This window comes from Ewingella allii (genome assembly GCF_044430645.1).
Classification (GTDB): Bacteria; Pseudomonadota; Gammaproteobacteria; order Enterobacterales; family Enterobacteriaceae; genus Ewingella; species Ewingella allii.
In genome coordinates this window covers 171,187-194,566 of sequence record NZ_JAWUDN010000009.1, presented here as the reverse complement: position 1 = coordinate 194,566, position 23,380 = coordinate 171,187, and the positions used below count along the sequence as shown (strand labels likewise).

General features: G+C 54.1%; 20 protein-coding genes. 15 read left to right on the top strand and 5 right to left on the bottom strand.

Annotated elements, in window-relative coordinates; all coding sequences use genetic code 11:
• Positions 1-151 precede the first annotated feature (151 nt).
• Positions 152-1,621, top strand: coding sequence for a fructuronate reductase (locus SBO83_RS18160; protein WP_396132458.1), 1,470 nt, complete (start codon positions 152-154; stop codon positions 1,619-1,621).
• Between the two features lie 41 nt (positions 1,622-1,662).
• On the opposite strand, the gene SBO83_RS18155 is transcribed toward SBO83_RS18160, so the two are convergent.
• Positions 1,663-2,403 (bottom strand): FCD domain-containing protein, encoded by a 741-nt coding sequence (locus SBO83_RS18155; RefSeq protein ID WP_353502715.1) that lies wholly within the window; start codon positions 2,401-2,403, stop codon positions 1,663-1,665.
• 222 nt (positions 2,404-2,625) lie between these two features.
• Positions 2,626-2,934 (bottom strand): hypothetical protein, encoded by a 309-nt coding sequence (locus SBO83_RS18150; protein ID WP_396132457.1) that lies wholly within the window; start codon positions 2,932-2,934, stop codon positions 2,626-2,628.
• Between the two features lie 270 nt (positions 2,935-3,204).
• Between SBO83_RS18150 and SBO83_RS18145 the strand changes: the two genes are divergently transcribed.
• The 8 genes from SBO83_RS18145 (at position 3,205) to yejF (ending at position 13,506) form a co-directional block, all read left to right on the top strand.
• Positions 3,205-4,179 (top strand): GTP-binding protein, encoded by a 975-nt coding sequence (locus tag SBO83_RS18145; RefSeq protein WP_396132456.1) that lies wholly within the window; start codon positions 3,205-3,207, stop codon positions 4,177-4,179.
• Between the two features lie 60 nt (positions 4,180-4,239).
• A complete protein-coding gene (locus tag SBO83_RS18140; protein WP_396132455.1) occupies positions 4,240-4,941 on the top strand; it encodes a phosphatase PAP2 family protein in 702 nt (233 codons plus the stop codon).
• Positions 4,942-5,390: 449 nt separating this feature from the next.
• The gene (gene mepS / locus SBO83_RS18135) at positions 5,391-5,975 is read left to right on the top strand and encodes a bifunctional murein DD-endopeptidase/murein LD-carboxypeptidase (RefSeq protein WP_034791636.1); all 585 of its coding nucleotides are present in this window, start codon (positions 5,391-5,393) and stop codon (positions 5,973-5,975) included.
• 187 nt (positions 5,976-6,162) lie between these two features.
• Positions 6,163-7,746, top strand: coding sequence for a cyclic di-GMP phosphodiesterase (locus SBO83_RS18130; protein WP_353502719.1), 1,584 nt, complete (start codon positions 6,163-6,165; stop codon positions 7,744-7,746).
• A 204-nt stretch (positions 7,747-7,950) separates the two neighbouring features.
• Entirely contained in the window at positions 7,951-9,759 is a 1,809-nt protein-coding gene (locus tag SBO83_RS18125) for an extracellular solute-binding protein (protein ID WP_396132454.1), read from the top strand.
• Positions 9,760-9,768: 9 nt separating this feature from the next.
• Positions 9,769-10,863, top strand: coding sequence for a microcin C ABC transporter permease YejB (locus tag SBO83_RS18120; protein WP_396132453.1), 1,095 nt, complete (start codon positions 9,769-9,771; stop codon positions 10,861-10,863).
• On the top strand, positions 10,863-11,909 hold the full coding sequence (locus SBO83_RS18115; protein WP_396132452.1) for an ABC transporter permease: 1,047 nt from the start codon (positions 10,863-10,865) through the stop codon (positions 11,907-11,909). Before SBO83_RS18120 ends, SBO83_RS18115 begins: the two co-directional genes overlap by 1 nt.
• Position 11,910: 1 nt before the next feature.
• Complete coding sequence (gene yejF / locus SBO83_RS18110; RefSeq protein WP_396132451.1) at positions 11,911-13,506, top strand: microcin C ABC transporter ATP-binding protein YejF; 1,596 nt, start codon at positions 11,911-11,913, stop codon at positions 13,504-13,506.
• Positions 13,507-13,517: 11 nt separating this feature from the next.
• Here yejF and SBO83_RS18105 read toward each other — a convergent pair whose 3' ends face one another.
• The gene (locus SBO83_RS18105) at positions 13,518-13,862 is read right to left on the bottom strand and encodes a YejG family protein (RefSeq protein WP_034791642.1); all 345 of its coding nucleotides are present in this window, start codon (positions 13,860-13,862) and stop codon (positions 13,518-13,520) included.
• Between the two features lie 438 nt (positions 13,863-14,300).
• Between SBO83_RS18105 and SBO83_RS18100 the strand changes: the two genes are divergently transcribed.
• Genes SBO83_RS18100 through SBO83_RS18090 form a run of 3 tightly spaced genes read left to right on the top strand, consistent with a single transcriptional unit; the run spans position 14,301 to position 17,976 of the window.
• The gene (locus tag SBO83_RS18100; RefSeq protein ID WP_396132450.1) at positions 14,301-14,918 is read left to right on the top strand and encodes a sorbitol dehydrogenase family protein; all 618 of its coding nucleotides are present in this window, start codon (positions 14,301-14,303) and stop codon (positions 14,916-14,918) included.
• Positions 14,918-16,573, top strand: coding sequence for a GMC family oxidoreductase (locus SBO83_RS18095; RefSeq protein ID WP_185689691.1), 1,656 nt, complete (start codon positions 14,918-14,920; stop codon positions 16,571-16,573). Before SBO83_RS18100 ends, SBO83_RS18095 begins: the two co-directional genes overlap by 1 nt.
• Positions 16,570-17,976: a cytochrome c gene (locus tag SBO83_RS18090; RefSeq protein ID WP_396132449.1), complete on the top strand. Its 1,407-nt coding sequence runs from the start codon at positions 16,570-16,572 to the stop codon at positions 17,974-17,976. Before SBO83_RS18095 ends, SBO83_RS18090 begins: the two co-directional genes overlap by 4 nt.
• Positions 17,977-18,036: 60 nt before the next feature.
• Here SBO83_RS18090 and SBO83_RS18085 read toward each other — a convergent pair whose 3' ends face one another.
• Complete coding sequence (locus SBO83_RS18085) at positions 18,037-18,780, bottom strand: SDR family NAD(P)-dependent oxidoreductase (RefSeq protein ID WP_396132448.1); 744 nt, start codon at positions 18,778-18,780, stop codon at positions 18,037-18,039.
• Positions 18,781-18,807: 27 nt separating this feature from the next.
• Entirely contained in the window at positions 18,808-19,572 is a 765-nt protein-coding gene (idnO, locus tag SBO83_RS18080) for a gluconate 5-dehydrogenase (RefSeq protein ID WP_396132447.1), read from the bottom strand.
• 201 nt (positions 19,573-19,773) lie between these two features.
• On the opposite strand from idnO, the gene SBO83_RS18075 reads away from it, so the two are divergent.
• From SBO83_RS18075 to SBO83_RS18065, 3 genes are all read left to right on the top strand, one after another.
• Complete coding sequence (locus tag SBO83_RS18075) at positions 19,774-20,757, top strand: LacI family DNA-binding transcriptional regulator (RefSeq protein ID WP_185689687.1); 984 nt, start codon at positions 19,774-19,776, stop codon at positions 20,755-20,757.
• Between the two features lie 183 nt (positions 20,758-20,940).
• Complete coding sequence (locus SBO83_RS18070) at positions 20,941-21,864, top strand: 2-hydroxyacid dehydrogenase (protein ID WP_396132446.1); 924 nt, start codon at positions 20,941-20,943, stop codon at positions 21,862-21,864.
• Positions 21,865-21,993: 129 nt separating this feature from the next.
• Positions 21,994-23,349, top strand: a complete 1,356-nt coding sequence (locus SBO83_RS18065) for an MFS transporter (RefSeq protein ID WP_396132445.1) — start codon at positions 21,994-21,996, stop codon at positions 23,347-23,349.
• Positions 23,350-23,380: the final 31 nt, after the last annotated feature.

Sequence of the window (23,380 nt, the reverse complement as noted above, 5' to 3'; positions counted from 1 at the left end):
ACCAATTTTCATTTCTGTCGTATGACTTTACACTCGAAGTCCTGATTTATGGCCCCATTGTCATCTGCATCACCGCTCCTGGCAGGCCATTAAAGAAAAAGACCTATTTTGGCCTGACCAATTAATCTAATTCTTATCATTGGAGTGATGCATGAAAACAATCGCCACGGAACACCTCCCTTCGCAAGTTCAGCTTCCCCAATACGATCGCGACCAGCTGAAAAGCCGCATCGTGCATATTGGCTTTGGGGCTTTCCATCGCGCCCATCAGGCTTTGATGACTGACCGCGTGCTGAATAAGCAAGGTGGTGATTGGGGGATTTGTGAAGTCAGCCTGTTTGGCCGCGACAATCTGATTAAAGCGCTGCGCCAGCAGGACAACTTATTCACCGTGCTGGAAAAAGGGGCCGAAGGTAATCAGGCCATCATGATTGGCGCGGTGTGTGAAACACTGCATGGCCGGATCGAAGGCATTAACGCCGTGGTGGAGAAACTGGCTGAACCTCAGGTTGCCATTGTCTCACTGACGATCACGGAAAAGGGCTACTGCATTGAGCCAGGCAGCGGCAAGCTGGACCTCGACAACCCGCAGATTCAGCAAGACCTGACTGGCGAACAGACGCCGTCAACAGCGCCGGGCATTCTGGTCGAAGCCCTACGTCTGCGCCATCAGCGCGGTTTGCCCGGCTTTAGCGTGCTCTCTTGTGACAACATCCCGGAAAATGGTCACGTGGTGAAAAATGCCGTGCTGGGGCTGGCTCAGGCGCGCTCCGCCGAGTTAGCCGCGTGGATTGAAAGCCATGTCACCTTCCCGAGCACCATGGTGGATCGTATTGTCCCTGCCGCGACGGAAAACGCTCTCGACGAAATCACCGAGGCGCTGGGCGGCGTGGCTGACCCTTGCGGCATCGCCTGTGAGCCATTCATCCAGTGGGTGGTAGAAGATAACTTTGTGGCGGGCCGCCCGGCGTGGGAAGAGGTCGGCGCGCAGCTGGTCAGCGACGTATTGCCCTTCGAGCAGATGAAACTGCGCATGCTGAACGGCAGCCACTCATTCCTCGCATACCTTGGCTATCTGGCGGGTTATCAGTACATCAATGAATGTATGGAAGACCCTAACTATAAGCGCGCGGCACACAATTTGATGCTGAAAGAACAGGCGCCGACGCTAAGCGTCAAAGGCATTGATCTGGAAGATTATGCCGACAGCCTGATTGCCCGTTACAGCAACCCGTCGCTGAAACACCGAACATGGCAGATTGCGATGGACGGCACCATGAAGCTGCCGCAGCGCATGCTCGACTCCGTGCGTTGGCATCTGCAAAACGGCGGTGACTTCAGCCTGTTAGCCTTAGGGGTTGCGGGTTGGATGCGTTACGTCGGCGGCGTAGATGACGCCGGCGCGGCGATTGAAATCAAAGATCCGATGGCAGACAAACTGGCAAAAATTGTCAGCGAGAGTGAAGACGGCGAAGCGCGAGTCAGCGCCCTGCTGGCCCTCCACTCCGTGTTTGGCGACGCGCTGGCGAAAAACGCACAGGCCGTGGAGGCCATTCAGCAGGCTTACGCCAGCTTGCAGAAGCATGGCGCGAAGCAGAGTGTCGCCAATTACGTGGGTTAAGATGCAGAATTGATGCTGACACGGCTGCTTTCAGGCAGCCGTTAATCATTTAGCAGAGAGGGCGTGGATTCAAACAGATAACCATCGAAAGCCGGATCTTCAGCGTCCGACACCGCCAGCAGCAGCGTTTTGACATTTTCCAGATGCTGCCACATCGCCTGTTTTGCCGCTTTGGCATCGCGCCGCAGCACTGCTTGTAGGATTGTTTGGTGATCTTGCAGCCATTGATGGTGATCGTTTTTCCCCACGTGCTGCTGGATGCCGTGCCACATAGGGCTGCGATGGCGCACCTGCCACAGCTCCGCCACCATATTGGCTAACACGCTGTTTTGAGACGCCTGTGCCAGCAGGTTGTGAAACAGCTCATCGGCAGTTTCATCCACCACGCCCTGCTCGATAAATTGCCGCTCCATCTCAATAGCATCGCGCATTTTTAAGATGTCCGCCTTGGTGGCCTGGGTGGCGGCAAAGGCGGCGACTTCGCTTTCCACCAGCTGTCGCGCCTGAAGCAGCTCAAAAGGTCCAAATCCGCTATCCCCCTGAAAAGTACTCCACTTCCCCGACGGCTCCGGCTGCTGGGTCAGCACATAGACGCCGGAGCCTTTACGCACTTCAACCACCCCTTCTAGCTCAAGCATGATCAGGGCTTCGCGCACCACGCTCCTGCTAACGGCAAAGCTTTCGGCAATTTCTCTTTCTGGGGGCAGCCTGTCGCCCGCCATAAAATCCCCTGCCGCAATGGCGCTACGCAGTTTGCCGCCGATGTCCTGATAAAGCCGCATTGAATGACTCCAAGGGAGAATTGGTCTGGCAGATTAAACGAGGATTATTCGTTTAGCGCCATAGAATAGGGAAAAGTATATCACCGGGTTATTAGTGCAACGAGTATCAAGGGCGGGAAGTGCTGACGAGGTCAAAATTGGGCTGACCAAAAGCTGGATAGGTCAGGCCGAAAAGGAGGTAAGCGGTCGCTTTCCTCCTTGGTCGACATGAGTATTAGCCCGCTAGTTGTAACTAACGGTCATGATAGCCAGATGAGGATTGTTATTAACATTACGGGTAGAAACCTGCCCGATAGAGTGCGGCAGTGAAAAATTAGGAAGATTTTTAGTATCGATAGTGTTGGTCTGCTGGATGGTTTTACCGCCCCTGTAGCATTCACTGACCACTTTATTGGCGGACGTATTCAACATACATCCATCTTCAACGATGGCGCCATAAAAACGGATGGTGCCACCTGAAGAACTTACTGCCGCCTGTGTCATCCCTGAGGTACAAAATCCAAAAAACAAGATCGCAATGACTTTGTTCATGGGTGCCTCAATTACAGTTAGTTTACTTACGTGAAACATTAATTTAACCAATATAAAAATACAGACTTATCTGACAAATAAGTAGGGTTTCGCCTACAAGATTTTCTTATGCACAACGTGCTCTACACCTCTATTTCATCGGCGGAATACTGGATTTTCTTGATAGCTGGCGGCATCTTATTACTCCAAATAATGACCCATGACATGCAATGCCAATAAAACCGTTTATTTTCATATAGTTAACGTAACGCCTTTAATAAGGGATTTTTGATGACCAAAACCAATCTGATCACCGGCTTTTTGGGAAGCGGAAAGACCACTACCATTCGCCATTTGCTGGCTCAGAAACCTGAGGGGGAAAAGTGGGCGGTATTGGTTAACGAATTTGGTGAAATTGGCATCGACGGCGGCCTGTTGGCAGACAGCGGCGCGGTGCTGAAAGAGATCCCCGGCGGCTGCATGTGTTGTGTCAACGGACTGCCGATGCAGGTAGGCCTGAATATGCTATTGCAGCAGGCAAAACCGGACCGGTTGCTGATCGAACCCACGGGCTTGGGCCATCCGAAGCAGATTTTGTCGCTGCTAGGTTCCGAGGTGTACAAAAGCTGGCTGACCCTCAACGCTTCACTCTGCCTGCTTGATGCGCGCAATCTCAGTGACCAACGCACGGTGGAAAACGAGAATTTCCGCGATCAGCTGGCGGCAGCGGACATCATCGTGGCAAACAAGTCCGACGTTTATAGCGAGCACGACCATCAAGCGCTTAGCGCGTGGCAGAACCAGTGGGCCGCAGGCCGTGAAGTGGTGATTGCTGCTCAGGGGCAGATTGATATTAGCCTGCTGGACAAGCCGCGTTTAAACCAAGTTCAGCTACCCGACGGTGCGCATCATCACTCTCACCCTGCGCAAAAAGGGTTGGCGGCGCTAAGCCTGCCAGGCCATCAGCGCTGGCGGCGGGCGTTAAATCAGGCTGACGGCTATGCAAGCTGCGGCTGGATTTTCGACCAAGAGACGGTTTTCGACACTACAGGTTTGCTCGACTGGGTGCGCCTGGCGCCGGTAGACCGAGTGAAAGGCGTCATGCGTATTAAGGAAGGCACCTTGGTGGTCAACCGTCAGGGAGAAGATTTGCATATTGAAACTCGCCCGATGGCGCCCTTAGACAGCAGAGTTGAGCTAATTACTCGCAATGAAACCCAGTGGAATGAACTACAATCTTCTTTGTTGAAGATTCGTTTAAGTTAAGCGGCTTACCGTATCGCCCACAATATTACTTAACATTCGCTAATTAACAGGTCCCTACTTATGTGGCGTCGCAATATCCCCTCTATCCTGATACTGAATGTATTGGGTATTGCTTTGTTTTTATCTTATTACCTGCCCGCGAACCACGGCTTCTGGTTCCCTATCGACTCGTCGATTTTCTTCTATTTCAACCAACATTTGGCGACTAACCAGACCTTCCTGCACGTGGTAGCCATCACCAACAACCGGGCTTTTGATGGTATTTCACTGCTGGCAATGGGCCTGTTGTACTTTTCTTACTATATAAAGAGGGATACCGCCGGACGCCGCCAGATGATTTTGATTGGTTTCGTCATGCTGCTGACCGCCGTGGTGCTTAACCAGCTGGGGCATTTACTGCCCGTCAGTCATAAAAGCCCATCGCTGAGCTTCCCAGATGTGAACCGCGTGAGCGAATTGACCGGCATTCCGACCAAAGACTCTTCGGGCGACAGTTTCCCCGGCGACCACGGGATGATGCTACTGGTGTTCACCTGCTTTATGCTGCGCTACTTGGGTAAAACGGCCTTTAGCGTTGCGCTGCTGATCACCGTCATCTTCTCCCTGCCGCGCCTGATGATCGGCGCACACTGGTTTACCGACATTGCAGTAGGGTCATTGTCCGTGGTGTTAGTGGGAGCAAGTTGGTGGTTGATGACCCCGGCAAGCGACAAATTGGTAGGTTGGTTAGACAGAACATTACCCAAGTTGCGTTCAAAATAAGCCATTTTTAGGCCAAGCATATTTTTTAACATCTATTCATAAATATTATGGTTCGGCAGGTTAATCTCACACTGCCGAACTTTCCGTTTAGACATTATCTGGCATAGCTTTATTGAATTTTTATTACACAGCCCGCTTGTGCTGTGCTTTTGAGCCAAAGCCGTACAAATAACGCTCATCTCTTTTTACATTAACGCTAACATCACTTTACATCACAATTTCATATAAAAAATCCCGCAAAACCTCTCGCAATCCCTTATTCATTACGGTACTCTCCAAAACGCTTGCACAGAAATGTGGCATAAATGGCTTGATCCAAGAAAAAGTGTGTCGTAACGCACATTTCCCTCGTCAAGCGTTTGCTGCTCCTGTTTGCGGCAGGTAGTCTCGCTTCGTTTGGCAATTTATAACGATTAAATCGTTAAGGACTTCAAGGGATAACAACAACAATGGTCAAGTCTCAACCGTTTATGAGATATGTTCTGCGGCTGATACCCGCAATTGGCGCGGCAATTCTTCTCTCCGCGTGTAGTGGCACACATTCTTCGAATACAGAAAACGCGCAAACTGATATGCGTGCAGTAAATGACAAAGATGGTCTTCTACTGCAAGCCTCTCAGGATGAATTCGAAGCAATGGTTCGCAGCGTCAACGTAAAATCCAAAATCATGGATCAGTACGCTGACTGGAAAGGCGTTCGTTATCGGTTAGGTGGTGACAGCAAGCGTGGTATCGATTGCTCAGCCTTCGTTCAGGTAACCTTCCGCGAACAATTCGGCATGGACTTACCTCGTTCAACTTATGAACAAGAGGAAAAGGGCAAGAAAATCCAGCGCACGAAATTACGTGCCGGTGATCTGGTTCTGTTCCGTGCAGGCTCTACGGGTCGCCATGTAGGCATTTATTTAGGTAACGATCAGTTTGTTCACGCTTCCACCAGCAACGGTGTGATGATTTCAAACTTAAACGAAACTTACTGGAATAAACGTTTCCGTGAAGCAAGACGAGTTTTAGTTAGTGGTGAACATAGCTAACGTATAAATAAACTCTTGTTGTCCCAAGCCAAGCGAACTATAAAAAACGTCATCTCCGGATGGCGTTTTTTTTTGTTAATTTTATTAGGCTTCGTTATAAAAATATTTGAAGTTTATTTAATGACAGTTAATCATTTCTCTACGTTATACTTTGAATTCCGCAACATACTGAGTGAAGGTTGAAAAAATGGGGTTGAATTCGGCTCTCACCCATAGTGTTTTACCCAGACGTACTTATCTTATTCGAAGCCTATTTGCCGCCACCCTGCTCTTTTTCATTTTCTCTGCCGCAACGCTCTACACCATTGCGATAAAAAATAAACAGCAACAACAGCAAGTCAGCGATCGCACCGTAGAGTACAGCAAAGCGTATTTGCAAAATCTCACCGCAACCATGAAACGCCTTAGTCAGTTGCCAGAGAAAAACTGTGACATGGCAACCGATCAGCTAAGCCGCGACGCGGCCCTTACCCTTGGGGTTCGCGATTTCCTGCTGGTCCGTGAAGGCAGGGTCTACTGCTCGTCGGCGACCGGCGAAATGTCTCTGTCTGTGCAAGACTTTTTCTCCGGACTCGACTGGCGCAAGCCGCTGGATATTCAGCTTGAGCAAGGCACCAGTTTCATTCCAAACCGGCCGGTGATTGCCGTCTGGTATCGCAACCCTGACGTCAGCGACAGCGGCATTTTGGCCACCATTGAGCTGACGCTTTCTCCTTATATGCTGTTTGCCCAAACCGACGAAGGCTACCACGGCTTTGCACTGATAGTCGGCGACCGGGCACTGACCTCCATCGGCAGCTCGCTGATGGCGGTAAAAGATCTGCCCCATAGCCACTATTCTGAAATCAAAATCGATGACTATCCTTTCACTCTGCGCCTCTACGCGCCGCAGCTGACGGGTGAGAACATCCGCTTTACCCTGCTTGCCAGCCTGCTGCTGAGTTTGATGGTCGGCGCACTGATCTATTTCACCCTGATAAGCCGCCACAGCCCGGAGCGCGAAGTGCTGCTTGGCCTGAAGCACAACCAATTCTTTGTGGAATATCAGCCGGTGATGGAGACCCAAACCCTGAAAGTGGCGGGTATTGAAGCCCTAATGCGCTGGCAGCACCCGGTGGAGGGGCGCATTCCACCGGACATCTTTATCAATTTTGCCGAGTCGCAGGGATTGATCGAGGCGTTGACCCGTCGCGTGATGCAGCTGGCAGCCGCCGATGCCCATCGCCTGATGCAGGTCATGCCGCCAAAAGCCAAATTCGGCATCAATATTTCGCCGCATCACATGAAAAAAAGCAGCTTCCGCGATGACGTGATGGACTTCTTGTTCGCCATGCCAAAAGACTATTTTCAGGTGGTGTTTGAAATTACTGAACGCGGCATGGTGGATAACGAAAGCGCCATGCGGGAATTCAACTGGCTGCGTCAGCAAGGCATTGAAATCGCCATTGATGACTTCGGAACCGGCCACAGCGCGTTGATCTATCTGGAGAAATTCACGCTGGATTACCTGAAAATCGATCGCGGCTTTGTGATGTCTATCGACCAAAACACCCTGATCGCCCCGGTGCTGGACACCGTGCTGAAACTGACCGAAGAGTTAAACCTGAAAACTATCGCTGAAGGGGTAGAAACGGTTCAACAGGCCAAATACCTGCGTAAACACGGCGTCAGCCTGCTTCAAGGCTACCTCTACAGCAAGCCACTGCCGGTGGATGAAATCATCGATTACACTCGCCAAGTGAACGGCGGATTGCTCTCTCCTGAAAAGTAAAAGGTTCTTAAGGTTGAGGATTTCTCTCCATGGTACATTTTGTCTTAGACTCTGTTTGATACTGTGGTAAAACAGCAGGAATAAGATAAAAAGACGCTATTGGTAGCATTTTCAACCAGTTTGCCATCAGCAAATTTAGCGGCAGACATCCCGAGCACCTGAGGTGCCGGGAGCGCCCCCCTTTTAGTAGGAGCGACGTGCAGGATGTTTTCGCGACTCATCACAGCAGCTTTATTTTCCGCGCTGAGCCTTTGCGCTCAGGCCGAAGTTATTCAGGACAGCTACGCCTTCTCCGTTCTGGGTGAACCTAAATATTTTTCCAACTTCAGCAACTTCGATTACGTCAATCCGGCGGCGCCGAAAGGCGGCACCATTCGCCTGGCGGCCATTGGCACCTATGACAATTTCAACCGCTACGCCTCGCGCGGCAACCCGGCGGTGCGCAGCGACACCCTTTACGACAGCCTTTTTACCACCTCTAGCGACGAAATCGGCAGCTATTATCCGCTGGTTGCCGACTCCGCGCGCTATGACAGTAACTTCCGCTGGGTCGAAGTCGATATTAACCCACGCGCCCGTTTCCACGACGGCAGCGCCATCACCGCCAGCGACGTGGCGTTCACCTTCAGCAAATTTATGACCGAGGGCGTGCCGCAGTTCCGCGTGGTGTACAAAGGCGCCGAGGTGAAAGCCATTTCACGCCTGACGGTGCGTATCGTCCTGCCGCGCCCGGACAAAGATATGATGCTCGGCCTGCTCGGCTTGCCTATCCTGCCGCAGAAGTTTTGGGAAAAGCATAAGTTTAACGAGCCGCTTTCTACTCCGCCGTTGAGCAGCGGCCCTTATCGCATCAGTGATTACAAACTGGGACAGTTCGTCACCTACTCCCGCGTGCCGGACTACTGGGCGGCCAATTTGCCGGTCAACCGCGGGCGCTATAATTTCGACACCATTCGCTACGACTACTACCTCGACGACAGCATTGCGCTGGAAGCTTTTAAATCCGGTGCTTTCGACTTCCGTATGGAGGCTTCGCCGAAGAACTGGGCGACGCAATATAAAGGCGCCAACTTCAGCAAAAACTACATTGTGAAGCAGGATGACCAGAATCAGGCCGCGCAGGACACCCGCTGGCTGGCCTTCAATATTCAGCGCCCGCAGTTTAGCGATCGTCGGGTGCGCGAGGCGCTAACCCTGGCCTTTGATTTCGAATGGATGAATAAGGCGCTCTACTTCGGCTCGTGGCAGCGCGCTAACAGCTATTTCCAAAATACCGAGTACAGCGCCAGCAACTACCCTAACTCCGCCGAGCTGGCGTGGCTGGCTCCGCTGAAGGGGCAGATTCCCAACGAGGTCTTTAGCAAGCTTTATCACCCACCTAGCTCCGACGGCAGTGGTAATGACCGCACCAACCTGCTGAAAGCCACTGAGCTGTTAAAACAGGCGGGCTGGGAAGTCAGAAACCAGCAGTTGGTTAACGCCAAGACCGGCAAGCCATTCACCTTTGAATTGCTGCTGCCTGGCGGCGCGAATACCCAGTATGCCCTGCCCTTCCAGCATAATCTGGCGCGTTTAGGTATCAAAATGACCCTGCGCGAAGTCGATAATTCACAGTTTATTCGCCGTATTCGCCAACGGGATTTCGACATGGTGCCGAACGTTTACAGCGCGATGCCCTACCCCAGCCCTGACCTGCAAATTATCTGGAACAGCAAATACATTGATTCAAGTTATAACCGCCCCGGCGAGAAAGACCCGGCGGTCGATAAGCTGACAGACGAGATAGCCGCCAACCAAGGCAAGCAGGACGCCCTGCTGGCTCTGGGACACGCGCTGGACCGCGTGCTGACGTGGAACATGTATATGATCCCCATGTGGTACAACAACCACCAGCGCTACGCCTACTGGGACAAATTCTCCATGCCATCCATTCAGCCAATGAATGGACTGGAGCTGGACACCTGGTGGTATGACTTCAACCGCGCTAACCGTTTACCGGCAGAGCGGCGCTAAGGAGGGCCTGTGACATCCTACATCCTGCGCCGCCTGCTGCTGATCATCCCCACCCTGTGGGCGATCATCACCATCAACTTCTTCATTGTGCAAATCGCCCCCGGCGGCCCGGTCGATCAGGCTATCGCTGCGATTCAAATGGGTAAAAGCAGCGGCATCCCCGGCAGCGGCGGCGGCAGCGATCTCGGCAAAGCCTCGCCTGGCGTGGGGCAAGTAGGCGACAGCCAGTATCGCGGCGCGCGCGGGCTGGACCCGGAAGTCATCGCCGAAATTACTCACCGTTTTGGCTTCGACAAGCCGCTGCATGAGCGCTATTTCGACATGCTGTGGAGCTATGTGCGCTTTGATTTCGGCGATAGTCTGTTTCGCGGTTCCAGCGTCATGCAGTTGGTCAGGGACAGCCTGCCGGTGTCGGTCAGCCTTGGCCTGTGGAGTACGCTGATCATCTATCTGGTGTCGATTCCGCTGGGCATTCGCAAAGCGGTGAAAAACGGCACGGCTTTTGATAATTGGAGCAGTTCGCTGATCATCATTGGCTACGCCGTGCCCTCTTTCCTGTTCGCCATTCTGCTGATCGTGCTGTTTACCGGCGGCAGCTACCTCGACTGGTTCCCGCTGCGCGGCCTGACCTCGCCCAATTTCGACCTGCTTCCGTGGTATGGCAAAGTGACCGACTACCTCTGGCACATCACGCTGCCGGTGCTGGCGACGGTGATTGGCGGTTTCGCCACCCTTACCATGCTGACTAAAAACTCCTTTATGGATGAGATCCGCAAACAGTATGTGGTGACGGCGCGAGCCAAGGGGCTGAGTGAGAAGAAAATTCTGTATCGCCACGTGTTCCGCAACGCCATGCTGCTGGTGATTGCCGGGTTCCCGGCCACCTTTATCAGCATGTTTTTTACCGGCTCACTGCTGATTGAAGTGATGTTCTCGCTGCAAGGGCTGGGCCTGCTGGGCTATGACGCCATTGTGTCGCGCGACTTCCCGGTGATGTTCGGCACGCTGTATATCTTCACGCTCATCGGCCTGTTGCTGAACATTATTAGTGATTTCACTTACACGCTGGTTGACCCCCGCATCGACTTTGAGGCCCGCCAATAATGACGCTAAGCCCTCTGAATCAGGCGAGATGGGCGCGTTTTCGCGCCAATAAACGCGGCTACTGGTCGCTGTGGATTTTCCTCACGCTGTTCATTCTTTCTCTGCTTTCCAACATCCTTGCCAATGATAAACCCCTGCTGGCGAGCTATCAGGGCCAGCTGACGGTGCCGTTTTTGTTTGATTACAGCGAAACCACCTTCGGCGGCGAGCTGCAAACCCCGACCGACTATCAAGACCCCTTCGTCGTTGGGCAAATCGAGAAACACGGCTGGGCGATTTGGGCACCGATTCGCCACAGCTTTAACTCGATCAATTTCGCCACCGATCAAACTTTCCCTTCGCCGCCTTCTGCCGACAACTGGCTGGGTACCGACGGCGACGGCCATGACGTGTTGGCGCAACTACTGTACGGCCTGCGTATTTCGCTGTTTTTCGGTATCACGCTGACGGTACTCTCCTCGCTGATTGGCGTGCTGGTTGGCGCGACCCAGGGCTACTACGGCGGGCGTATTGACCTGCTGGGCCAGCGGCTGATTGAAGTCTGGTCGGGGATGCCGACGCTATTTTTAATCATCATGCTGTCGAGCGTGGTGCAGCCGAACTTCTGGTGGCTGCTGCTGATTAGCGTGCTCTCCGGCTGGATGATTCTGGTTGGCGTGGTGCGCGCCGAGTTTTTACGCACTCGCAACTTCGACTATATCCGCGCCGCGCAGGCGATGGGGGTCAGTGACCGGATGATCATGCTGCGCCACATGCTGCCGAACGCCATGGTGGCGACGCTGACCTATATGCCCTTTATCCTCTGCGGCTCGATAACGACCCTCACTTCGCTGGATTTCCTCGGCTTTGGCCTGCCGCCGGGGTCGCCGTCGCTGGGTAATCTGCTGCTGGCCGGGAAGAATAATTTGCAGGCCCCGTGGCTCGGCATCAGCGCCTTTGTTGCGCTGGCCCTGCTGCTTTCACTGCTAATCTTTATCGGCGAAGCCGTGCGCGATGCTTTTGACCCATCGTCAAAGCCGCAGCCAGTCTCCACCAAGGGCCGCTGATATGAGCCACTCTGCTTTGTTAGACATCCAACATCTCAGCGCGGCCTTCGAGCTGGGCGACACCTCGTGTCAGGTGATAAGCCAAGTTTCGCTGAAGGTTGATCAAGGGGAAACGCTGGCACTGGTTGGCGAGTCCGGCTCAGGGAAAAGCGTCACCGCGCTGTCGGTGCTGCGCCTGCTGCCTAACGTGACCTATCCCGAGGGAGACATTCTGTTTGCCGGCCAGTCGCTGCTCAATGCCAGTGAAAGCACCCTGCGCAAAGTGCGCGGCAACCAGATTGCGATGATTTTTCAGGAGCCGATGGTTTCACTGAACCCTCTGCACAATATTGAAAAGCAGCTGGCGGAAGTGCTCTCTTTGCACCGGGGAATGGGCCGCGAAGCCGCGCGCGGCGAAATAATCAGCTGTCTCGACCGCGTGGGGATCCGCCAGGCGACATCTCGCTTAGGGGATTTCCCCCACCAGCTTTCCGGTGGCGAGCGCCAGAGGGTGATGATTGCCATGGCGGTGCTCACCCAGCCCAAGCTGCTGATCGCCGATGAGCCGACCACAGCGCTGGACGTCTCGGTACAGGCGCAGATCCTCAAACTGCTCAACGAACTGAAGCAAGAGCTGAATATGGGGATGCTGTTTATCACCCATAACCTGAACATTGTGCGCCAGCTGGCAGATAACGTGGCGGTGATGCAGCACGGCAAGGTGGTGGAAACCCAGCCGCGCGCCCTGCTCTTCAGCCAGCCGCAGCACCCTTACACCCAGCGCCTGCTGCAAGCGGAGCCGCAGGGTCGCCCACGGCCGCTGGATAGCACCCAGCCGGTTCTGTTGGAAGTTAAAGACCTTAGCGTGACCTTTTCCCGTAAACGCGGCTTACTGCGCCGCACCGTTAGCAGCAAGCAGGCGGTGAATAAACTGAGTTTCAGCCTGCGTCGCGGGGAAAGTATTGGCGTGGTGGGGGAATCTGGCTCAGGGAAAAGCACCACCGGGCTGGCACTGCTGCGCCTCATTAGCTCGCAAGGGGAGATCCTGCTCGGCGGCAAGCCGCTGCATCAGTTGACTCGCCGCCAGATGCTGCCTTATAGAAGCCGGATGCAGGTGGTGTTTCAGGACCCCTTCTCGGCGCTGAACCCGCGCTTTACCGTGGAGCAGATTATCGCCGAAGGATTATTAGTTCACGGCAAGCTTGACGCCAATCAGCGCCAACAGCGGGTGATTAAGGTGATGCAAGAGGTGGGGCTGGACGCCGAAACGCGTCATCGCTATCCGGCAGAGTTCTCCGGCGGGCAGCGCCAGCGCATTGCTATCGCCCGCGCGCTGGTGCTCGAGCCGGAAATCTTAATCCTTGATGAGCCAACGTCGTCGCTGGATAAATCGGTACAGGCGCAAATTCTGGCCATTCTCAGCGAGCTGCAACTGCGCCTCGGCCTGTCTTATCTGTTTATCAGCCACGACCTGCGGGTGGTGCGCTCGCTGTGCCACCAACTGATCGTGCTGCGGGACGGGGAAGTCGTGGAACAAGGAGATTGCGAGGCGATTTTCCGTGCGCCAGCACACCCCTATACGCAGGAGTTGCTGTCACTGTCGGCCTTAGAAGATTGAAGCGCGGAAAGTTAGAAAGGGTAAAGCGCGGAGACAGTTTCAGCGATAGCCGCGCCGGTATTTTTCAGTCGGCAGAGGGTGGCGCTTTCATCGTCGCGTTTTACAAACAGGCAGGGCTGGCCGTCGCACTCGACGACAGAGCTTTCCACCTGAATCTCCTGCAAGCACTCGGTCAGATGGTGCATAACCTGCCACGCCACCTCGCCTTCGTGGCTCAGTAGCTTCAGTCCAATCAGGTTGCTGCCCTCTTCGCTACCCGGTAGCGGAATCGGTTCAACCTTGATGCCGTCAAAACCCGTTAACCAACGGTAACTTTGCGGCAAACGATGTACTACCGAAAGTTGGATATTATTCACGAGGATCCCCAGATGATTCACTCATTACTTCATTCACGCAAACGCTGCGTGTATAGCAAGTTATAGCCTTTGAACTCAAAGTGCGCTCGCCGATTCAACAAAATAATTAACATTATTGTAACTTCACGAACACAAAATGTTGGCTAATTGATGATTTTATGTCCAGCTCGTGGTCGTTCTGCGAGCCAGATCTCGTTTTGACCTCTTTGTAACCTTTTTCACCCCATATCTCAACCAATTTAATTCATCGGCGTTACTTTCTTGACTCTATTTTTTTACAATTTAAAAACATCTTTTGTTAAAGAATATCGCACGATTTGTTTTCACCCTTTTTAATTTTAGGATTATTATCCGCACCGTTTTTACTGCTTTATGTTTTTACTGCTTTCCCTTTCCTGAGCCCGCTTGGCTCATATTCCAATACCAGCGAGAATTGAAATGGATAATGATCCGTCAATGATTGATAACAATGCGCCCGAAAATGGTACCGGTTTCAGTCGCCGTGACCTGATTAAAGGGCTCACCTCTGCGATGGTGGCCACCACCTTACTCGGTTTTCCGTTCCTGACTCAGGCGGAAAAAGCCACGGCAGAAGCCTCCCCGGTAATTTTTGGTCAGTTCTACCTTGTCTCTCAAGCCGTCACTGAGCATAAGAATCTCAGCGAAGGGGCCTCAGCCCAAATTTTCAACGCCCTGTTGCGCGGCCAGTCCGACTTCCCTTTGCAGGTCAGTAGGCTACATGCCCTGGTTAACAGCAATCAGACAGCAAAACAGCTGCAAGCGTTAGCCAAACAGCAAGGTCTGGGCGATCTAGTGACTAACATCGTCACCGCGTGGTACACCGGCTCGGTCGGGCATGGTACCGATTCCATTTTAATCTCTTATAAAGACGCACTGATGTACCGCCCGGTGAGTGATGGCCTGATTGTGCCAACTTACTGCGGCAACGGTCCGCTGTGGTTCACCGCCGCGCCGCCAGCCGCCGCCATGCCCGAAGCGATGAGTGCCGACCGTTTCGGCCCGGCTACAGATACCAACCAAGTGAGTAAATCCTGATGAAAAAACCTGAATTTATGGCGAACGGTGATGCGTCCGCTGATGTGATTGTGGTCGGTTCTGGCGTAGTTGGCGGCATGATTGCCGATCAGCTGGTCAGTCAGGGTTACTCAGTGTTGGTGCTAGAGGCCGGTTTGCGCATTGAGCGCGCTCAGGCGGTAGAAAACTGGCGCAACATGCCGTTTGAAAACCGCGCTGGCTCTGACTATCAGGGGCTTTACCCGCAGTCGGAAAACGCCCCGGCTCCGCTCTACTTCCCAGAAAACAACTATGTGCATCTGACCGGCCCGAGCGCCAGCAGCTTTAAACAGGGCTATCTGCGCACCGTCGGCGGCACCACCTGGCACTGGGCAGCCTCCTGTTGGAGACACGTACCGAACGATTTCAAAATGAAAACGCTGTACGGCGTTGGCCGCGACTGGCCGATCTCCTATGACGAGCTTGAGCCTTATTACTGCCGCGCCGAAGAAGAGATTGGCGTTGCCGGGCCAAACGACCCCGAGCTGCAATCCCCTTCCGAGCGCAGCAAGCCCTACCCGATGGAGCAGGTGCCTTACGGCTATGGCGACACCCGTTTTGCCGAAGTGGTGAACCCGCACGGTTATCGCTCAGTGCCCATCCCCCAGGGCCGCAGCACCCGTCCGTGGAATGGCCGCCCAACCTGCTGTGGCAACAATAACTGCCAGCCAATCTGCCCAATCGGTGCCATGTATAACGGCATCGCCCACGTCGAACGCGCCGAAAACAAAGGTGCCGTGGTGCTAGCCGAGGCGGTGGTTTACAAAATCGATACTGACGAAAATAACAATGTCACCGCCGTTCACTGGCTGGACAACAAAAAGCAGTCGCATAAAGCCACCGGCAAAGTGTTCGCACTGGCCTGTAACGGCATTGAAACCCCGCGCCTGCTGCTGATGGCGGCTAATGAGAAGAACCCGAACGGCATCGCCAACTCGTCCGATCACGTCGGCCGTAACATGATGGACCACTCGGGCTTCCACTGTACCTTCATCGCCCAAGAGCCGCTGTGGATTGGCCGCGGCCCGGCGCAGAGCAGCTGCCTGGTTGGCCCACGCGACGGCGAGTTCCGCAAAGAATATTCCGCCAACAAGATGATCCTCAACAACATCAACCGCGTGATCCCGGCGACCTCCAAAGCCCTGCAAATGGGTCTGGTGGGTAAAGAGTTGGATGAAGAGATCCGCCGCCGCGCCATCTATGGCGTGGACCTGTCCATCAGCCTCGAGCCACTGCCAGACCCGAATAACCGCCTGACACTGAGCAAAACCCGTAAAGATCCCCACGGCCTGCCGTGCCCGGATATTCATTACGACGTCGGCGATTATGTGCGTAAAGGCGCAGAAGCGGCGCACAAGCAGCTGGAGCACATTGGTCAGCTGTTTATGGCCGATGAGTTCAACATCACCACCAGTCTTAATGCCAACAACCACATCATGGGCGGCACCATTATGGGCAGCGATCCGAAAGATTCTGTGGTAGACGGCAACTGCCGCACCCACGACCACGCCAACCTGTGGTTGCCGGGCGGCGGCGCGATCCCCTCTTCCAGCGTGGTCAACAGTACCCTGACCATGGCGGCACTGGGCCTGAAAGCGGCCGATGATATGGCGAAGAAACTGGCAGGTGCGGCATGAAAATAACGCTTCTGAAGGGCATCAGCCTCGCGCTGTTTGGCATCGCTTTGAATGGCGCGGCGCAGGCCGATCTGTCACAGGCAGAGCTGGCGCAGCAGGGCAAAATGGTCGCCAGCGCGGCCGACTGTCAGGCTTGCCACACCAATCCGGGCGGCCAGCCTTTCGCCGGGGGATATCCGATCCACTCGCCGATGGGCACCATTTTCACCACCAACATCACGCCATCCAAGCAGTTTGGTATCGGCAATTACACTGAGGAGCAGTTTGCTCGCGCGGTGCGCCAAGGGGTGCGCCCGGACGGCAAAAACCTCTACCCGGCCATGCCTTACACCTCTTATAGCCACATGAGCGATGAAGACATCAAAGCCATGTATGTCTACTTCCAGACGCAGGTCAAACCGGTCGAAAGCCCGACGCAAGAGACGGCGCTGCCCTTCCCATTCAATATGCGGATTGCCATGGCGGGCTGGAACTTGATGTACCTCGACAACACGCCGTTTAAACCGGATGCCAGCAAAAGCGCCGAGTGGAATCGCGGCGCTTATCTGGTCAACGGTGCCGGGCACTGTGACACCTGCCACACCCCGCGTAACCTGATGATGGGTTCGGTGACCGATAAGCCATTGGCTGGCGGCATGGTCGGGCCTTGGTATGCGCCAAATATCAGTTCAGATCCGGTGAGCGGGATTGGTAACTGGACCCAGGCTGAGCTGGTGGAATACATGAAAACCGGCCGCGCTAATGGCAAGAATCAGGCCGCTGGCCCGATGGCAGAAGCCGTCGAAAACAGCCTGCAATACCTGCCTGACTCCGACCTGAACGCCATTGCCTTCTACCTCAAGAACAGCCCCCCGGTGCGCGACCCTGAGGATAAGCAGTCTGCCGATACCTTTGGTAAAGCCTTTAACGTCGAGGAAGGTTTGCGCGGCGCCCATCCGGCCAACGCCAATGGCACCATTGATAGCGGCGCGGCGCTGTTCAGCGGCTATTGCGCCAGCTGCCACCAGCCGGACGGCTCGGGCAGCAAAAATCAGGCTTATCCATCGCTGTATAACAATACCGCGACCGGGCTGGGCAATGCGTCTAACCTGATTTCGGCGATTCTGTACGGCGTTGATCGCAACGTCGGCGACCACCACGTGCTGATGCCGAAATTTGGCGAAGGCTCTTATGTCGGCCAGCTTAGCGATCAGCAAATCGCGGATATTTCCAACTATGTGCTGACCCACTACGGCAACGCGGCGATTCAGGTGAATGCTCATGACGTCGCGGTGTTACGCGCTGGTGGGCCGATCACCCTGCTTGCCAAGTTGCAGCCTTATATGGCTCCGGCGATGGTGGCTGGCGTGGTTATCTTATTAGTGCTGATTTTCTGGCTGGGAAGACGGCGTGCTAACGCCTGATTGAGAGGAAATCAACACCCGGCGCTCTGCCGGGTGTTTTCATTTTAAGCTTGGTGCAGACTAGCCGCGCCCGACCAGCGGCATGGCCGACGCCATAATGGTCATGGATAACACGTTGGTATCCAGCGGCAGTCCGGCCATAAAGGCCACGGCTTCCCCCACTCTCTCTACCGGAATTACCGGCTCTTCGGCAATCTCGCCGTTGGCCTGCATCCTGCCCGCCAGCGCCAAATTCCCCATATCCGTCGAAGCATTGCCAATGTCGATTTGCCCACAGGTAATGTTGAAGGCGCGGCCATCCAGCGCCGTCGATTTGGTCAAGCCGGTGATGGCGTGCTTGCTGGCGGTATAAGGGGCTGAGTTCGGCCGCGGGGACTGGGCCGAAATCGAACCATTATTAATGATTCTGCCCCCCATCGGGCTTTGCTGTTTCATCAATCCCACCGCGGCGCGGGTGCATAAGAACGCGCCGGTCAGGTTGGTATTGATCACCGACAACCACTCCTGCACCGGCAACTGCTCGATGGGCAGGTCTTTGGCATTGGTGCCGGCATTGTTAAACAGTAGGTCCAGTCGGCCAAAGGTGGCTTGAATATCAGCAAACAGCGCATCCACTGATTCTGGATTGGTGACGTCCAGCTGGCGCGCAATCGCCTTCCCCGACGGCAGCTCTACCAGCGCCTGTTCCAGCTTCTGCGGGTTGCGCCCGGTGATGATCACCGTGAAGCCCACATTGGTCAGCGCTTTTGCCGCGTTCAACCCGATACCACTGCCACCACCGGTCACTAAGGCTATTTTGGTCATGATCAATCCTTTTAATTCAATGCCCGTTTACACGGCAGCCAGCATGCCACCGTCAATAAAGAGTAGATGACCGTTGACGAAATCGGAGGCCTTGGAGGACAGATATACCGCGCCGCCGATCAGCTCTTCCGGGTTGCCCCAGCGGGCGGCCGGCGTGCGTTTGCACAGCCAGTCGGAGAACTCTTTGTTATCCACCAGCGCCTGGGTCATATCGGTTTTGAAGTAGCCCGGCGCGATGCCGTTGACCTGAATATTGTAGCGGGCCAGCTCGACGCACATGCCGCGGGTCAACATCTTCACCGCCCCTTTCGACGCGGCGTAAGGCGTGATGGTGTCGCGGCCCAGCTCACTCTGCATTGAGCCAATGTTGATGATTTTGCCGCGTTCGCGTTTCACCATGTAACGCGCCACGGCCTGTGACACCAGAAACACGGATTTTTGGTTAACCGCCACGATGTCGTCCCAGTCTTTCTCAGGGAATTCGGTAAATTTGTGGCGGCGCTGGATACCGGCGTTGTTAACCAAAACGTCAATCGGGCCGATTTCACTTTCAATCTGGTCAATGGCGGCGTTCACCGCTTTGCTGTTGGTGACGTCAAACGAGATGGCGTGAGCAATAAAACCTTCGCCGCGCAACGCCTCGGCCGCCTTTTCGGTGGTGTCTTGCGAGGTGCCGTTGACGATAATTTCTGCGCCGTGCTGCGCCAGCCCTTTCGCCAGCAGGAAGCCAATACCGCGCGTTGAGCCGGTGACCAGAATTCTTTTATTATCGAGGGAGAACAGGTTTGTCATGATGGCGTCCGTCTATAAATAAGCTGTAAAAGTGAGGAATTCGATATGTCACACTTAAGCGGTTTATCGGCGGGCAAACTGTGACGCAGATCACTGTGCTCCGTGTTAACAAACTCTGTTACCACAAGCGTGATCGCTATCATTTTGCTAACATGTTTCCTGCATAATCATGCTTCTTTCTTCTTACAGGACCCTGCACGGATGAGAAACCAGCGCGTCACCTTGCAAGATATCGCGTTACTCGCCGATGTAACCAAAATGACCGTCAGCCGTTTTTTGCGTACCCCTGAGAAGGTGTCGCCCGAGACGCGCGATCGCATTGCTAAAGTCATGGAAGAGGTGGGCTACCCGCTGGAAGATGTCGAACGACCGCAAAAAACGCCACGCATTGGCATTCTGGTGCCCTCTTTTAATAATCAGATTTTCTCCGATTTGCTGGCAGGCATCGAATCTGTCACTTCGCAGCAGGGCTATCAGACGCTGGTAGTGAACTATGAGTACAGCAAAGAACGGGAAGAAGAGCATATTATCAATCTGCTGACCTACCAGCTGGCAGGTCTAATCCTGACTGACTCAGTACACACCCTGAAAGCTGACAAATACCTGAATGCCGCCGCCATTCCTATCGCGCAGGTGATGGACCTCGATGACACTCATGGCCGTATCGCGGTGGGTTTCGACAACTTTAAGGCCGGGTATGATATGGCTAACACCCTGCTGGCGAGCGGCAAGCAGCAGGTGGTCTATTTCGGCTCGATGTCCGACGCGCGGGACAAAAAACGCTACCAAGGTTACAGCCTGGCGATGCAAGAACGCGGGCTGGAGCCAATGCACATCACGCCGAACCGGGTGTCGTCGGTGTCGATTGGCGCGGGTATGTTAGCGCTGGCGCAGCAGCTCTACCCCGAGGTTAACGCAGTGTTATGTACTAACGATGATATTGCGGTGGGCGTGTTACAAGAGTGTCTGAAACAAGGGATCAAAATCCCCGAGCAGATGGCAATTTCCGGCTTCCACGGTCTGGATATTGGCCTCGCCACCACCCCGCTGCTGGCCAGCGTCATCACCCCGCGTTTTGAAATGGGCAAAGTGGCAGCGGAGATATTACTGAAAAAAATCAAAAACCTGCCGACCATTGAACGCGTCGACCTGCATTACCGCATCTCCCTCGGCGGCACCATTTAACTCCCCTTTATCCTCCCCTCGCCGGGGAGGAACCCAGATCACGTTACCAGTAACATCCTTTTTTAACATGATCCAACGTGACCTCAGTCACAAAATAGTTTCCTGAAAATGCTTTTATTAGGGCATCAACTGAGAAGTGCAGTGTCACTTTAAAGATAATCCGAATAGCAGCAGGTAACTGACATGACTTCACTGAATAAAGCGCGGGTATTAATTCTGGCTCCGGTAATGGATAGCCTGACTGAAAAATTGGAACAACAGTTTTCCGTTGAGAAATATTTTGAACAGGATGATCCGCACTCATTTCTGGCGAATAAAGGAAAAGGCATTGTCGGCTTAGTCACGCGCGGGGATTTCGGCGCAAAAAATAGCGTGCTGGAATTACTGCCGGACTTAAAGGTTATTTCGGTATTTGGCGTCGGCACCGATGCCATTGATGTAGAGTATACTGCCGATAAAAATATCCACGTCGAAATTACCGAAGGGGTATTAACCGACGACGTCGCCGATATGGCTTTGGCGTTATTACTCGCCACTTCGCGCAATATTTGTCAGGCCGACCAGTTTGTTCGCGACGGTAAATGGCCAAACGGCGGTTTCCCATTATCCAGCAAAGTCAGCGGCAAACGAGTGGGGATTTTCGGTATGGGTCAGATTGGTCAAGCCATTGCCCGCCGCGCGCTGGGCTTCGACATGACCGTGGCTTACGCCAGCAACCACAAGAAACCTGAACTTCCTTACACCTTCTACCCGGACGTTAAGCAGCTGGCAGCCGAAAGCGATGTGTTAATTATCGCCGTCTCCGGTGGCCCGAAATCAGCCGGAATTATCGATAAATCGGTATTTAACGCCCTGCCAAACAGCGCGCTGGTGATCAATATTTCTCGCGGCAGCGTGATTAACCAAGGCGATTTAATTCAGGCATTAACAGATAAACAAATCGCTGGGGCGGGTTTGGACGTATTTGCCGAAGAACCTCAAGTTCCACAGGAATTAATTGCCATGAACAATGTGGTATTACAGCCGCATTTGGGCAGCGCAACCCATGAAACACGTCAGGCAATGAGTGAGAAAGTCCTGAGCAATTTACATAAACATCTGGATTAGAAATATTGCTCCCACCCCATGACCTTAAAAAAAGGCGTTAATAAAAGCGCTTTATATAAGAACTGATGGACCCTTTGCCGGTGATGTAAATCACCGGTAGAGATTCCCTGTATAACCGAGGTGTTAACGATGGATAATAAAATCCCTAAAGCCCGTTGGTTACGCGTCATCACGCCAATATTAATCGCCTGTATTATCTCCTTTATGGATCGGGTGAATATTAGTTTTGCGATGCCCGGCGGCATGGATGCTGAATTAGGTATTACCGCCTCGATGGCCGGTCTTGCGGCAGGTATTTTCTTCATTGGTTATCTGTTCTTACAGGTGCCCGGCGGCAGCATTGCGGTTCACGGCAGCGGCCGTAAATTTATTGCCTGGTCACTGGTAGCGTGGGCGGTAATTTCCGTGCTGACCGGCATGGTCACCAACCAATATCAACTGCTGTTCCTGCGCTTCGCGCTGGGTGTCTCTGAAGGCGGGATGCTGCCGGTAGTGCTGACCATGGTCAGCAACTGGTTCCCGGATAAAGAGCGCGGGCGTGCAAACGCCTATGTGCTGATGTTTGCCCCGCTCGGCGGCATGATCACCGCCCCGCTCTCCGGCCTGATTATTGACGCCCTCGACTGGCGCTGGTTGTTTATCATCGAAGGTGGCCTGTCGCTGGCGGTGATGCTGTTCTGGTGGTTCACCATCAGTGACCGCCCGGAAGAAGCCAAATGGCTGTCCGAGCGCGAACGCGACTACTTGGTAACAGAGCTGAATCGCGAGCGTGAAGCCCTGCGCGCCTTGGCCCCGGTGCAGCGCGCGCCGCTGAAAGAGGTGTTCCTCAACGGCTCGATTCGCAAACTGATCATCATTAACTTCTTCTACCAGAGCGGGATTTACGGCTACACCCTGTGGTTGCCAACCATCTTGAAAAACCTGACCGGCGGCGACATGAGCTCGGTGGGCATGCTGGCAATCATCCCTTACGTCTGCACCATGCTGGGTATTTTGACCATGTCGGTATTCTCCGACAAAACCGGCAAACGCCGCATGTTTATTGTGCTGCCGCTGTGTGGCTTCGCCGCCTGTCTGGCCGCGTCGGTGATGGCTAGCGGCAATATCTGGGTTTCCTACGGGTTCTTGGTCGGCAGCGGGTTCTTCCTGCAGGCCGCCACCAGCGCCTTCTGGACCATCCCGAGCAAGGTCACCACGCCAGAAGTGGCGGGCAGCGCGCGCGGCGTGATCAACGGTCTGGGTAATCTCGGCGGCTTCTGCGGCCCTTATCTGGTGGGCGTGCTGGTGGGCCTGTATGGTCAAAGCACGGCGATTTACGCGCTGGTTGCCTCACTGCTGATTGCAGCGCTGGTGACCATGACGCTGCCGAAAGAGTGCGATATGGCGCTGGTTCCCGGCGCTCGCGCCAAGGCGATGGCGGATGACTACGCGCGGGCCAAAGCGTCGCGTAAAAGCCAGAGCGTGAATGCGCAGATTGCAGGATAAAACGAGGAGCTGGCTCCCTGCCCTAGATCGG